The organism is Kitasatospora sp. NPDC058406 (assembly GCF_042722765.1).
Classification (GTDB): Bacteria; Actinomycetota; Actinomycetes; order Streptomycetales; family Streptomycetaceae; genus Kitasatospora.
The window spans coordinates 1-12,459 of sequence record NZ_JBHXKE010000256.1; the positions used below are offsets into that span (position 1 = coordinate 1).

A 12,459-nucleotide genomic window follows, 5' to 3' on the forward strand; every position below is an offset into this window, starting at 1 on the left:
ACATCGCCGCCGCACTCTTCCTCTCCACCCGCACCGTCGAGAACCACGTCGCCCGCGTCCTCACCAAACTCCGCACCACCCGCGCCGACCTCACCGACCCACCCGGCTGAGACGCCGCCGGTAGTGACGGCGGCGGGCGGCGGCCTGGTGGCGACTGCGGCATTCCGGCTGCCGGTGAAGCAGTCCGCTCGGCGTTGCGTTCGGAGGATTCGCCTGCGCCCGGAGAAGGCGGCGGACCTCCTGGACGGTCGGGTCCACCGGGTCGCGGCTGTGTGCCTGGCGGTTCAACCGCCGCCGGCAGGGCGCGCTTCCGTTCAGTACGACTTCAGGATGACAGCTGATCGGCAAGGAGTCTGACGACGCCCGCCGCTTGACACCGGAGGATGTGACCACCCCAAGGCCTCGAAGCACCGGTTGTGGAGCCGCGGCCCTCCCGATGACCCACCCGCCTGTTCGAGCCCTGGAGCAGCAGACCTTACGGAAGCGCAGGCCGCTGGTACGCGTTGCGGGCTCGGCGCGTGAGCGCCGCCGTCCCCGAGTACCCGGTGACGCGTCGGACCAACGACTCTGGACCGCCACCCATGCACGTGACCACCCCCGCCAGCTACCTGGCCCAGCTGTGTCGAGAGCTCACCGACTTCGCCTGGAGACAGACCCGCGCCTGTTCCTACGCCATCGCGCTGCTCGCAGGTGTGGCGGCTTCCACCGCGCTGCCGAGTCTGCCCCTGGCCCGCTACGACATACTCGTCGTCTACGGCATCCTGCTCACCCTGACGTTCTGGCGGTGCGGCTGGGAGACTGGTCGCGACGTCGCCGTCATCGCCGTCTGCCACGTCATCGGACTGGTGTTCGAGCTGGTGAAGGTGCACCTCGGCTCGTGGAGCTATCCGGAGCCGGCGGTACTGAAGATCGGAGGCGTCCCGTTGTACGGGGGGTTCCTCTACTCGGCTGTCGCCAGCTACGTGTGCCGTGCCTGGCACCTCTTCGACCTGCGGCTCACCCGCTACCGCCGCTGGCCGACAGCTGTGGTTGCGGCTTTGATCTACGTCAACTTCTTCACCCATCACTGGCTGCCCGACGCGCGCTGGCCGCTGGCCGCCATGCTGTTGGCGGTCACCGCCGGCACGACGGTCAGCTACCGCGTCCGCGGCGACCGACGACGCATGCCTCTCGCGTTGTCGTTTCTCCTCATCGGCTTCTTCCTCTGGCTGGCGGAGAACCTGGCCACCTACTCAGGTGCCTGGCGGTACCCCCACCAGCTACAGGGCTGGGAGCCCGTCGCTCCCGCGAAGATCGGCGCATGGACGCTGCTGATCAGTGTCACGTTCGTCCTGGCAACGATCGGCAGACTTCGACCGCCCAAGAGTCCGCGCTCTCCTTGACAGGCTTTCCTGCCCCACCCAGCGGGGCCCGGCAGGTTCACGACGCCGGGGCGTGGTCGCGGATGCCGGCCGGGAAGCGGGGCCCGGTGCTGAGCGACTCGGAGCGAGTGGCCCTGACCGCGGCAAATCCCGCTCCCCCGACTGATAGGAAGAGCACGGCACAATCCTGATCGAAGGGGGCACGGAAGAGATGGCCGTCCTGACGCCGAGGCGCCTCTGGAAGGGATACAGCAAACCGCAGCGCACCGAGCTCTACCTCCGCTGGTCGCTCTACCTCGTGCCGCTGGTCATGCTCCCGCTGATCATGCTGGCCATCGCCGCCGCCCCGGACGTCCAACCGGACACCGACGGCATCGCCCGGGTCTGCCTGGTCGTCGTCCTGGGCACCACCCTGCTGACCCTGCGGGCCCTGCGCACCTCACTCGACCACTACCTGAAGCGGCCCACCGACCACCTGCGCTGGCTCGTCGCCGTGGGCGTCGTGGCAGTGGCCGGCTCCTGGGCCGTGCTGCTGCTCGGCCCGGCCGGCGGCGGGCCGGGCAGTCCGTACGCGCCGCCGTTCACCGCCGTGGTCGTCTCCGCCCTGCTGGCCAGCGCCTTCTGCCCGGCGAGCGTGGGCCTGCCGGTGGGCCGGGCGTGCCTCTCCGGGGCGGTGGCCCAGCTCCTGATCGTCCCTGCGGCCCTGCTGGCCGGGCTCAGCGCCCCGACCACGGCCGGTCTGCTGCTCGGCAACCTGATCACGCTCGCCGCCGTCGGCTTCAGCTGCCGCAGCTTCGCCTGGTTGCAGTCCGTCGTCTGGGAGCTGGACGCCGCCCGCGAGGCCCAGGCCCGGCTGGCCGTCGCCGAGGAGCGGCTGCGGTTCTCCCGGGACCTGCACGACGTCATGGGCCGCAACCTCACCACCATCGCGCTGAAGAGCGAGCTCGCCGTCCAACTGGCCCGCCGGGGCCGGCCGGAGGCCGCCGACCAGATGACCGAGGTGCAGCGGATCGCCCAGGAGTCCCAGCGCGAGGTCCGGGACGTCGTCCGCGGCTACCGCACGGCGGACCTGCACGCCGAGGCGATCGGCGCCCGGGCCGTCCTGCGCGCCGCCAACGTGGCCTGCGCGATCGACCTGGGCGAGGACGCCGACGAACTGCCGCTGCCCGTGCAGTCGGTGCTCGGCTGGGTGATCCGCGAGGCCACCACCAACATACTGCGCCACAGCGAGGCCGCCCACTGCTCGATCCGGCTGCGGCGCGAGGGGAACCGGGCGGTGCTGGAGCTGGAGAACGACGGGGTGCCCGCCGTGCCGATCCCGTCCCAGGGCAGCGGGACGGGGCTGCGCGGACTGCGCGAGCGCCTGGCCGCCCACGACGGCGAGCTGACCGTCCCGGACGCCGGGGCGGGCCGGTTCCGGATGCTCGCCAGCGTCCCGCTCTGACCCCCGCCGGCCCCGCCGGATCCACCCAGCCGCTGCCCGTTCATCTCGCCGGTCACCCACTCAATGCAGCTCGGGCGCTCTCCGGTCCCGGCGCGACGGATTTCCTCGAAGGCGGCCATCGGACGATGAATCGGAATGGCACCGGGAGCGAGTTGGGCGCAGCGAAAGGATCATCGAAGATCAGGACGGCAAGTCGGCCAGCGTCACCGCGTGCAACGCCGCCCAGACGTCCTCCTCAGCCCGCTACGGCAGCGCGGGTCGGCAGCAAGCGCCGGTGCGGTGCCGGCGGAGTGCCGCGGCCAGCACCTCGGGATCGATCGCGGGTGTGCGCCCGAAGTCCGGGTCGTGGCTGGTGGGCAGGGCCGCCAGGGCCTGGCGGATGTCGGCGCACAGGCCGTGGCCGGGCCGGAACCCGGCGAAGGCGGCCAGGACCGCCGAACGCACGTCCCGCACCCCCGCCAGCCGGCGGGCCTGGTCCTGCCAGTGCCGCGCCTCGCGCTGGTTCCCCCTTCCGGCACACAGACAGGCGAGGGCGTAGGCGGCCTGGAAGCATCCTGCCCCGGCCCCGAGCTGCCACCACGTCCGCGGCCCGTCCGCCAGCGCCCGGCGCATGACCGCGCCGTCCTCGTCCTCCCCCTCGTGGACAGCCAGGTGGCACAGCGCTCCGAGAACGAGCGCCCCGTACGGCTCGATCGCCGGCGCGTCCGTCAGCGCCGCGATCCACCCCGGCGACCGGGCGTCCTCCAGCACCAGGTGACACAGCGCCAGCAGCTCGAACCCGGCCCGGTCCAGACGGACCGCGACCGACGGTAAAGGCCGCTGCGAGGCCCGCGTCCGCGCCGCCAGGCGCGCCGCGACCCTGGCCGGCGCGCCGTCGAGACAGGCGGAGGCCCGACCCCTGGCCTCGGGCTGCGGCAGACGCACTGCCGCGAGCGGCGACCAGGCCGGGCCCGGGTCCGAGGTCTCGCGGACGGCGCCGGATTGCGCGTCGACGGCGCCGTGGATGTCGATCACTGCTCTTCCGCCGTCTCGGCACTCTGTTCGTCCAGACCCAGCGCCGAGGCGAGCCGGCGGCGGGCGTCGCGGCGCAGGCTGTACACCCCGCTCTTGGTGATACCCATGATCCGTGCAGCGGTGACGACCGGATAGCCGAGCACGTAGGTCAGTACGACCACGTCGTGCTGCCTGTCCGGCAGGTCGCCGATCGCCGCGAACAGGCCGATCCCGCTCTCCAGCGCCCGGAACGCCTCCCGGGCGTCGGCCATGGCGAACGCGAACGCGGCGGAGGTGAAGGCCGACGGCCGGACGACACGCTCCGGCGTGTCGTCGACCGTCGCCCGCAGCACACCCCAGCAGAACTGCCCCGCGTTCTCCTGGCGCAGCACCAGGTCCCAGTTGGCGGCGAGGTCCGCGAAGACGTCGTCGACCAGCGCGTCGGCAGCGTCGGGATCGCCGAGGTGCAGGCGCGCGTACTCCCAGTACGCCTCGCCGTGCATCACCATCAGGGCGACCAGGTCGTTGGGCAGGGAGGTCTCCGGTACGAGGTCCCCGCCCTCGGGTACCTGCTCGGGAGGGTCCTGGTGATCCTGAGGGATCGGGGCGTCATCGTGCGCATCAGCGCGACCGCCGCCGTCGATGCCGACCATGTGGCGTCCGTCCTCCCGCCCCGGAAGCCTGGGCCGACGGTCGGCCCCGGCCTCGTGGCCTGTTCGGGACCAGGAAACCGGCTGGGCACCGTGGATCTGCAGGCCGGCCAGAAGTTGACCGGATCTGCCGCAAGAGCACGCACCTTGACCGGCTGCCCGGCATTCAGCCCGATCATTCGGTCACCAAGCGTCCTGCCCTGCCCTGCCCCTGGGAGCGTGCCCGGCGACGCCCCGCGTCCGGGGCCGCATCCCACGCCTCCGCCTCCCGACCCGGGCGTCCGGAGCCGAGGGGACGCCGCGCCCGATGGTGGACTTGCTCCTGCCCCTGGGGCAGGGGGCACAGTGGTCCGCGTGCAGGAACAGACGATCACCATCGGGGAACTCGCCGCCGCGACCCGGCTCAGCCCCAAGGCGCTGCGGCTCTACGACGCACGGGGGCTGCTGCCGCCCGCCCACGTCGACCCGCGCACCGGGCTTCGCCGCTACGGCCCCACCCAGGTGGAACGCGCCCGCCACATCGCGCTGCTGCGCGCCTTGGGGATGCCACTGGCCCGGATCGCCGCAGTACTCGACGCGGACGCAGCGGATCGCGTCCCCCTGCTCGACGCGTACTGGCACGAACAGGCGCGCACGCACGCAACCCGCCGCGACACGGTGGCCTACACCCGGGCGGTCCTGGCAGGAAGGCCGCAGACCATGTACGAGATCGCCGAACGGGACGTCCCCGAGCAGAAGGTGCTCAGCATCCAACGCCACGTGAACGCCGCGCACCTGCCGGCCTTCCTCGCCGAAGCGGCCGAACTGCTCTTCACCCACCTGCGGCATGCCAACGCCTGCCTGTCCGGACCGCTCTTCGCCGTCTACCACGGACTGGTGGACGACGACTCCGAAGGCCCGGTCGAAGTCTGCGCCCCCACCGACGGTCCGGTCGAACCGGCAGGGCACATCGGGGTTCGCATCGAGGCCGCGCACCGCGAGGCGTACACCGCCCTGACGAAGCGCGACGACGCTCCCGCGTCGGGCGCCGCCGTCCACGACGCCGTCGGTGCCTGGCTCACCGGCCACGGGCACACCCGCAGCGCCTCCAACCGGGAGGTCTACTACCCGAACTGGGCCACCGCCGAGCCGGGCGAGCACGTCATGGACGTCGCCGCACCTTTCCACCCGGGCCCCGCCGCGTAGGGACCCGGGCGACCTCCGGGCCCGTGGACGGCCCGGCCACGGCCGCCCCGGACCTGGTCCGGGGCGAGCCGCCGGAGGCGGCCCCGGCCGACCGGGGCCGGGGCCTGGGCCTGGCCTGGGCCTGGGCCAGGGCCGCTACGGGCCGACCTACTTGAACGTGTCCAGCGCGGTGTCGGTGTTGTCGAGAGCGGTTACCAGTAGCTCTCGGCCCGCCCTCAGCATCCCGCCCTGGTTGATGATGTTGACGAAGTCGACGGCCGGGTCCGCCTCCTCAAGTGTGCCGATCACGCCCAGCATGATGTGCAACGCCTCGGCAGCCTTCGCGGCCGCGTCCACGATGGCCCCGGTGTCCGGATCGTTGGCGAGGAGGAAGAGCGGGATACCCACCCGCCGGACCTGCCAGCCCAGGAACGATATCTGCCTGACCGGGTCGTCCCCGGCTCCAGCCCCGTTCAGCTGCTCCAACCATGCGGTGAAGAGGTCCTCGCCGTCCTCCTCCGCCTCGTCGGCGAGCTTCGCCTGTCCCTGCACCGCGCCCAGCAGGGTGTTGAGCAGACGCAGCCGGTAGACGTCGGGGCTGGCGAACTGCGCGGCCCGTTCGGCGTGCTCGACCGGCGTGTTGTTGCCCTCGTAGACGCCCAACGCGGCCAGGGCAGCGCCGATCTGTTCTACCGTCACGGGAATATCATTACTCGTCATACCGGCAAGCTACCCGCCCAGGCTGGACGCGGGGCCGAAGTACGGACAATCAGTGCCTGGCAGCGAGCTGGTCACGAGTCCGACGGCTGATCGGGAGCCTTTCCGGGCTCTGTGGGGGCGGCAGAAGCGTAGGCAGAGCGGGTCCTGGCGGCGGCGGGTGGTGCAGATCCGCGCGAATCCCCGGCTCAGCTCGGCTCTGCCGTCGCGGCCAGATAGAGCTCCTCGGGATCGACGGCCTCCGTCGGCGGGTCGAGGATCACGTCCGTCAGCACCGCGGTCCCGGGGAAGGATACCGGGCGAAGAGGTCCTCGAAGGGGGTCTTCGTGCCGGCGGAGTGGAGCTCGATGTGGTCAGGACGGCGGGTCCACCACCGCCCGAGTTCTCACGGCATGCCACCGGCGGACCACTCGTCGATGATCTACCAGGCGAGGTCGAAGGCGTGCTGGATTCTATGGTCGCGACGACGGGTGAGCCGGTCGAGGTGGCGCCGGGCTCGGAGGACCTCGGGCAGGTGAGCTCGTCCGGTGGTCTCCTGGGTCGGCCGTCCATCGGGACGGTGGACGGCCGGCGTCCTCGGTGAAGTGCCCAGCCGAGTACCGAGACCCGCATGCCTGTGCCCGGCAGCACGAATCTGTCAGGACTCTCCTTGACCTGAAGTGCGATTGAGCTTCTAGCGTGTCCTCCAGCTGATCATCTGACGACGGGAGAAGGCGCTCATGATCCTCGTCACGGGAGCCACCGGGAACATAGGAAGTGCTCTGCTGAAGGATCTGCACGCGTGCGGTGCCGGACCCTTGAGGGGTCTCACTCGCGATGCCGCGCGGGCCTAGTTCCCCGCAGGGGTCGAGGCCGTTGAGGGCGACTTCGCCGAACCTGCTTCGCTCAAGCCTGCACTGGAGGGGGCGCGCTCGCTGTTCCTCGTGTCGCGTATGGGCCCAGATGCCGACATCCTCGACGCCGCCCGGCAGGCAGGTGTGGAGCACGTGGTGCTCGTGTCGTCCATCACCGTCCAGACCCATCCGCACCTGGGCCCCGCCGAGGAGAACCTGGCTGTCGAGCGACTGCTCAAGGACAGCGGTATGGCCTGGACGATTCTGCGGCCGACGCAGTTCGCCTCGAACGCCCTGTGGTGGGCGGCGTCCATCCGCGAGCACCAACCGGTCAGGGTGCCGTACGCGGACATCGGGCTCCCCACGATCCACCCCGCGGACATCGCGTCGGTGGCACGGGTGGCACTGATCGAGTCCGGCCACCAGAGCCGGACGTACGCCCTGACCGGTCCGGAGCGGGTGACCGCCCGTCAGCAGGTGGAGGTCATCGCGGCAGTACTGGAACGGGAGGTGCCGTTCGTTGAGATCAACAGGGAGGAGGCCCACCGTCACATGGCCGCGTTCCTGGGAGACGAGGCCGCCGATGCGGTGCTCGATGTGACGGGCGGGGACGTCAACGACGAGCTGCTGAAGGTGCGCGACACGGTCTCGCGGGTGACCGGCTCCCCAGCCAAGCCATTCCGTCAGTGGGTTTCAGAGAATGCCTCCGCCTTCCGTTGAGCCGCCCGGTCCTGGCCCCGTTCATCTGTACTCAGCCGGGGCTACGACCTCGGTGTGAGCCTTGAGGACGTCCTCGGCGTTCGGTGCGCGTTCGGTGCGCGTTCGAGCCAGGTCGCCTCGGGCTCGCCGCAAAGGAAGGTGCGCCACCTCGCCGCCCTCATTACTCCCTCGCTACCAACATGAGCCGCGCGTCATCAAGAGGCGGCCCCGGAAGAAGCATCCCCGCGATCAAGCGGGCGGCAACCAGGCTGGAGCCCGTTCTCAAGGACTACCGCCTGGTGATGTTCGACCAGCGCGGCACCGCGGGGACGAACAACCACGGCCGACGCGCCGGGCGCGCTCTCGGTGGCGGGCGTGCGTGCCCGGTGGTGGACTGGAGGACGGACGAAGCGGGCGGGCGCGCGTCGCCGGGAAGCACCTGCTGGAAGGAGCGCTCCGGTGGAGCCATTGATCGCGCTGGTCGTCGGGTTCACTGCAGCCCGACTGGCCGGTCTACTGGGAGCGGACACGCTCGCCGGCTGGCAGCCCGCCCTGCGGGCCGGGCTGGTGGCCATGTTCCTGCTCACCTCGATCGCGCACTTCGCCCCTGCCCTGCGGCCCGACCTCGTCGACATGGTCCCGCCGTGGATGCCCCGCGCCGGCCTGCTCGTGACGATCACCGGCCTGCTCGAAGCCGCCGGAGCGATCGGCCTGATCATCCCCGCCACCGCGCGATGGGCCGCCGGCGGACTCATCGCCCTCATGATCGCCGTGTTCCCTGCCAACGTCTCCGCCGCCCGCAGGAACACCGCCCAGGGAGACCCCCTCGGCCCGCGCACCCTCCTCCAGATCCTCTACATCGCCGCAGCCGCCGCTACCCTCGTCCGGACACCGCGACACCCCGCGGCCGCCATCCGCACCGCGTGACGGCCGGCCGCCGGCCGCCGGATCGGATCGCAGAACGGCGACACGAGGAGACCGGCATGGGCACCTGGGGCATCGGCCCTTTCGAGGACGACACGGCGGCGGATTTCGCCGACACCCTCGACGAGACGGCGCTGGACGAACGCGAGAACCTCATCCGCAGCACGCTGAACCGCGCCGTCGAGGCCCGCGGCTATCTGATGCCGGTCTGCGCGGACGGTTCGGGTGATCGGTTCGAGCCGACGGGTTCACCGGTGTCTCGTCATCATCTCGTTACGCAGTGCTCCCGGGTGGGAACATGCCGGAGGACAGACGTACCGGACACGGCAGAAGGAGCAAGAAAATGGCAGAAGGTCAGCAGAGGCTGGAGACCAAGCAGATCAGCGGGCAGGTCACCACGCACACCATCGTCAAGCCGACCAACGACTACGCCCTCTCCGAGAAGGAGGAGGAGAAGCGTGCTGCTGCGCTGGACGAGGCGGACACCACCTCGGAGTGACGTTGGGTGATGCCTGACACCGCACGGCCGCCCAACTCGTCGGTCAGATGCCGAGGCGGCGCTCGCGCAGCAGCCTCTCGGCCAGGCCCTTGTACGAGTCGGGCCCGGCGTGCGGGGTCAGTCCGCCGACACCCGGCAGGGGCTTCGGCGCGGCGACGACGGCCAGGACCTCCGCGTGCTTGCGCACCGCTGCTTCGTCACAGCCCTGGACTCGGGCAGTCCGACCTGGGGGCCGTCCACCGCTGCACCCCGAACAGCAGAAGTACCCGGTACGACGAGCCGGCCGGGGTACGGCCCTCCCCCGTCTGGGAGCAGGTCGGGACGAAGGAGAATGTCAGCGCGCCGGGGGGGTGTGCCGGTCCGGTCAGGACAGCGTGCCGCGCCGATGGACCGGCGGGCAGTAGGGGGCCGGCGGCTGCGGAGCGGGACCGGTGTGCACCGACCGTTCCGTGCATGCCCCATTGGTATAGACATATCCGCTCCGCCGCTCCATGATGGAAGGCACTTCCCGAGGTCGCACACACCCCGTCGCCATCCTCACCCGAAGCCACCGTGTGACACCTGGCCGTAGCCGATCCCACCCCGGACGAATGCGCGGCCATCGCGCACCGAGCCGTCCAGGGCACCGCCCGGCGGCGTGCGCCACACGCCTGCCGTACCGGCGAGGAGCGACGATGACCATCACCCACGAGCAGCCCACCCTGATCGGGAGCAGCGCGGTCTACCTGCGCTGCTACCCCTACGACCACTGGGACATGGCCGCTCACCGGTGGGCGCTGGAGGACCACGCCCAGCAGCTCGGCCTCGGAACCCCCAGGCTCTACCTGGACAACGGCACCTCGTCCTCCGCGCTGCGCCCCCAGCTGCGCATCCTGCTCGCCCGGGCCTCCAAGGGTCTGGTCGACACCGTGCTGGTGCCCGGCCTCTGGGTCTTCTCCCTGGAGGGTGCCACTGCGGACTCCGTCGCACAGTTCCTCCGTGCGGCCGGCACCCAGGTCGTGGAACTCCCCCGGCGCCGGACCCGCGCCGAAGCCCGCGCCTGACCGCACCGCCCGGAGGAGACTTCGGGGGAGCCCTGGGGCCCCCTCTGAACACGTCCCGAACCCTTTCGGTGATCCGTTCGCGCGACCCGCACGCCGGCGGCTGCGACCGACCGGACCCTGATCGTCTTCGCCCGCGCCGAGCCGTTCGGAGCGTCCTCGGCCGCGGGCGGTCAGTCGCCGGGGTGGGTCATGGCGTCGATGGCGATCGCGGCTGCCAGAACGGTGGCGTGATCGGTGTCGGGACCGATGCCGAGACCGTAGGTGTCGCGCAGCCGGAACCACCTCTTGGAGACCTCGGCGACCTTGTAGCCGTCCCGTTCGATCGTGTACTCGTGGTCGACGATGTTGCCGTGGACGGTCAGGTCGCCGCCCTCCTCCTGCTTGATCCGCCAGTGGTCCCGCACCGGCCCCACCAGGCCCTTCTTGACCAGCGCGATCCGGTGGCCGTCGGCGTCCTCGATCTCCATCGAGTCCTTGATCCGCATCGGCCGGCTCTGCACGGCGGCGACGCGGTGGCCCTCGCGGTCCTCGACGGCCCACGTCCGGCGCAGGCGCATTGCCTTTCCGTTGACCTTGTAGACGTGGTCACCGGCCTCGTCGTCGATCCAGTAGTCGTCCCCGATGGAGAAGACCTTCTGCTGCATGCGGTAGCGGGTGACGCCCTCGCCGTCGTCGAAGGCGTTGTTGGCCCGGTGGCGGGCCCGTCGTTCGCCGAACATCCTCGGCTCCCTTCCCCGGTGGGCGGGCGGTTCACCCCGCCTCGGCGCCGGTCGTGATCAACGGCCGCTCACCCCCGCCGGCCGGCAGGTCCTTCCGGTACTGCCATCGCACCCCGCCGGGGCTCAAGGCGGACGGGGCGGGCGCAAGGAGAAGGGGGCCGAGCCGACGCGGGCCGGCGCCTGGTTAGGCCGCCGGTGGGAGCTCCGGCGGCCGAACGGGTTCGGGACGCCGAGCCTGTCCGGCGGTTCGCCGCGGGGCTGTTACTGCTGCCGCATGGACGATTTCGTACGCAGGGCGGCGTTCCCCGTCGCCGGGGCGGTCACGGCCGCCGGCCTCGCCAGCGTGGTGCTCCTCGGACAGGGCCAGACCCCCGCAGCGGCAGTGCTCCCACCGGGCGCGCTCGCCGGCGCGAAGCTGGTGCAGCTGACCACCCCCTCGGTGCCGCCCCTGGGCTTCACCCCGTACAGCGGGACCTACGGCACGGCGCTCAGCACGTTCGTCGGCGACACCGACGACGGGGACTTCAGCGACCCGGACGGCATGCTCAGCCGCATCACCATCAGCACCATGACGACCCGGACCGCCGCCGACACCGCGAAGTACTACGCCCAGGCCCAGCTCACCGACCTCGTCGTCCGGCTCGGCAGCAAGGACCTGATCCGCATCGCGCCCAGCGGCACGGTCGCCTCCATGGACTCCTACGCCGAGTGCGTGCCGCCGCCCGTCGGGCCCTTCGCCCTGGCCTACAACCGGACGGATGCCGGCCAGATCACCGTCCTCGGGCAGCTCGTCCCCATCGGCACCTCCACCCTCGCCGTCACCGGCGCCGACTTCGACAGGCCCGAGATCGGACCCAGCACCCTCACCGTGACCGTCGCCCCCCACCAGGACCCGGCCGCACAGAACCGGCAGGACACCGCGGAGGCCTGGCTCGACATCGACGTCCGGGGCACGCTCAACGACACCGGCGGCAACCAGCTCTACCAGGGGGAGGTGACGAACCTGCGCCTGGGCGAGGTCGAGGTCAGCTGCCGGGCCGGCACGCCCTCACCCACCCCGACGCCGTCGCCGAGCCCGTCGCCCACGCCCACACCGTCGCCCTCGCCCTCGCCGAGCCCATCCCCCACACCCACACCCACACCGTCTCCGTCGCCGTCCCCCTCGCCCTCCGGGTCGCCCACTCCCCGTCCGACGCCGACACCGGCTCCCACCCCGACCCCGACCCGGGTCCCGCATCCGTCTCCGAGCGGGGAACTGCCGGAGACCGGAGCCGGGCCCGGTCTCCCCCGGGTCGCAGGCGCCTCGGCGTTCCTGCTGGTGGTCGGCGGTGCCGTGGTCCTCGCCTCCCGGCGCCGTCCGCGCCACTGAGCCGAGCGGCCGCGCGCCGGGTTCCGCCCGGCGCGGGGTCGTCC

General features: G+C 71.6%; 13 protein-coding genes and 2 pseudogenes. 10 read left to right on the plus strand and 5 right to left on the minus strand.

Going from position 1 to position 12,459, the window contains the following annotated elements; all coding sequences use genetic code 11:
• Window positions 1-2: 2 nt before the first annotated feature.
• The 3 genes from ACFWOG_RS34125 (at window position 3) to ACFWOG_RS34135 (ending at window position 2,805) form a co-directional block, all read left to right on the plus strand.
• The gene (locus ACFWOG_RS34125; protein ID WP_380363132.1) at window positions 3-110 is read left to right on the plus strand and encodes a LuxR C-terminal-related transcriptional regulator; all 108 of its coding nucleotides are present in this window, start codon (window positions 3-5) and stop codon (window positions 108-110) included.
• A 471-nt stretch (window positions 111-581) separates the two neighbouring features.
• Window positions 582-1,382 (plus strand): DUF817 domain-containing protein, encoded by an 801-nt coding sequence (locus ACFWOG_RS34130; RefSeq protein ID WP_380363113.1) that lies wholly within the window; start codon window positions 582-584, stop codon window positions 1,380-1,382.
• Between the two features lie 190 nt (window positions 1,383-1,572).
• Window positions 1,573-2,805, plus strand: a complete 1,233-nt coding sequence (locus ACFWOG_RS34135) for a sensor histidine kinase (RefSeq protein ID WP_380363115.1) — start codon at window positions 1,573-1,575, stop codon at window positions 2,803-2,805.
• Window positions 2,806-3,048: 243 nt separating this feature from the next.
• Here ACFWOG_RS34135 and ACFWOG_RS34140 read toward each other — a convergent pair whose 3' ends face one another.
• Window positions 3,049-3,819, minus strand: coding sequence for a hypothetical protein (locus tag ACFWOG_RS34140; RefSeq protein ID WP_380363117.1), 771 nt, complete (start codon window positions 3,817-3,819; stop codon window positions 3,049-3,051).
• Complete coding sequence (locus ACFWOG_RS34145) at window positions 3,816-4,451, minus strand: sigma-70 family RNA polymerase sigma factor (RefSeq protein ID WP_329952436.1); 636 nt, start codon at window positions 4,449-4,451, stop codon at window positions 3,816-3,818. Before ACFWOG_RS34145 ends, ACFWOG_RS34140 begins: the two co-directional genes overlap by 4 nt.
• A 351-nt stretch (window positions 4,452-4,802) precedes the next feature.
• Between ACFWOG_RS34145 and ACFWOG_RS34150 the strand changes: the two genes are divergently transcribed.
• Entirely contained in the window at window positions 4,803-5,633 is an 831-nt protein-coding gene (locus ACFWOG_RS34150; RefSeq protein WP_380363120.1) for a MerR family transcriptional regulator, read from the plus strand.
• 147 nt (window positions 5,634-5,780) lie between these two features.
• On the opposite strand, the gene ACFWOG_RS34155 is transcribed toward ACFWOG_RS34150, so the two are convergent.
• A complete protein-coding gene (locus ACFWOG_RS34155) occupies window positions 5,781-6,311 on the minus strand; it encodes a DUF6245 family protein (RefSeq protein WP_355403393.1) in 531 nt (176 codons plus the stop codon).
• A gap of 737 nt (window positions 6,312-7,048) precedes the next feature.
• On the opposite strand from ACFWOG_RS34155, the pseudogene ACFWOG_RS34160 reads away from it, so the two are divergent.
• The 4 genes and pseudogenes from ACFWOG_RS34160 (at window position 7,049) to ACFWOG_RS34175 (ending at window position 9,284) form a co-directional block, all read left to right on the plus strand.
• Window positions 7,049-7,882: pseudogene (locus tag ACFWOG_RS34160) on the plus strand (SDR family oxidoreductase).
• Window positions 7,883-8,320: 438 nt separating this feature from the next.
• A complete protein-coding gene (locus ACFWOG_RS34165) occupies window positions 8,321-8,788 on the plus strand; it encodes a hypothetical protein (RefSeq protein WP_380363122.1) in 468 nt (155 codons plus the stop codon).
• A gap of 56 nt (window positions 8,789-8,844) precedes the next feature.
• Window positions 8,845-8,973: pseudogene (locus ACFWOG_RS34170) on the plus strand (DUF4259 domain-containing protein); the annotation flags it as partial.
• Window positions 8,974-9,128: 155 nt separating this feature from the next.
• The gene (locus ACFWOG_RS34175) at window positions 9,129-9,284 is read left to right on the plus strand and encodes a hypothetical protein (protein WP_380363134.1); all 156 of its coding nucleotides are present in this window, start codon (window positions 9,129-9,131) and stop codon (window positions 9,282-9,284) included.
• A gap of 43 nt (window positions 9,285-9,327) precedes the next feature.
• On the opposite strand, the gene ACFWOG_RS34180 is transcribed toward ACFWOG_RS34175, so the two are convergent.
• Entirely contained in the window at window positions 9,328-9,471 is a 144-nt protein-coding gene (locus ACFWOG_RS34180) for a hypothetical protein (RefSeq protein ID WP_380363124.1), read from the minus strand.
• Window positions 9,472-9,958: 487 nt separating this feature from the next.
• Between ACFWOG_RS34180 and ACFWOG_RS34185 the strand changes: the two genes are divergently transcribed.
• On the plus strand, window positions 9,959-10,327 hold the full coding sequence (locus ACFWOG_RS34185) for a recombinase family protein (RefSeq protein WP_380363126.1): 369 nt from the start codon (window positions 9,959-9,961) through the stop codon (window positions 10,325-10,327).
• Window positions 10,328-10,497: 170 nt separating this feature from the next.
• Here ACFWOG_RS34185 and ACFWOG_RS34190 read toward each other — a convergent pair whose 3' ends face one another.
• Entirely contained in the window at window positions 10,498-11,046 is a 549-nt protein-coding gene (locus tag ACFWOG_RS34190; RefSeq protein ID WP_380363128.1) for an LURP-one-related/scramblase family protein, read from the minus strand.
• Window positions 11,047-11,320: 274 nt separating this feature from the next.
• Between ACFWOG_RS34190 and ACFWOG_RS34195 the strand changes: the two genes are divergently transcribed.
• The gene (locus tag ACFWOG_RS34195) at window positions 11,321-12,415 is read left to right on the plus strand and encodes a hypothetical protein (protein ID WP_380363130.1); all 1,095 of its coding nucleotides are present in this window, start codon (window positions 11,321-11,323) and stop codon (window positions 12,413-12,415) included.
• The last annotated feature ends 44 nt before the right edge of the window (window positions 12,416-12,459 follow it).

What these genes read in the sequence shown, in the direction of transcription:
- ACFWOG_RS34190 (WP_380363128.1), bottom strand. Translation starts at nt 11,046, where the DNA reads ATGTTCGGCGAACGACGGGCCCGCCACCGGGCCAACAACGCCTTCGAC.
- ACFWOG_RS34195 (WP_380363130.1), top strand. Translation starts at nt 11,321, where the DNA reads ATGGACGATTTCGTACGCAGGGCGGCGTTCCCCGTCGCCGGGGCGGTC.
- ACFWOG_RS34145 (WP_329952436.1), bottom strand. Translation starts at nt 4,451, where the DNA reads ATGGTCGGCATCGACGGCGGCGGTCGCGCTGATGCGCACGATGACGCC.
- ACFWOG_RS34130 (WP_380363113.1), top strand. Translation starts at nt 582, where the DNA reads ATGCACGTGACCACCCCCGCCAGCTACCTGGCCCAGCTGTGTCGAGAG.
- ACFWOG_RS34135 (WP_380363115.1), top strand. Translation starts at nt 1,573, where the DNA reads ATGGCCGTCCTGACGCCGAGGCGCCTCTGGAAGGGATACAGCAAACCG.
- ACFWOG_RS34185 (WP_380363126.1), top strand. Translation starts at nt 9,959, where the DNA reads ATGACCATCACCCACGAGCAGCCCACCCTGATCGGGAGCAGCGCGGTC.
- ACFWOG_RS34175 (WP_380363134.1), top strand. Translation starts at nt 9,129, where the DNA reads ATGGCAGAAGGTCAGCAGAGGCTGGAGACCAAGCAGATCAGCGGGCAG.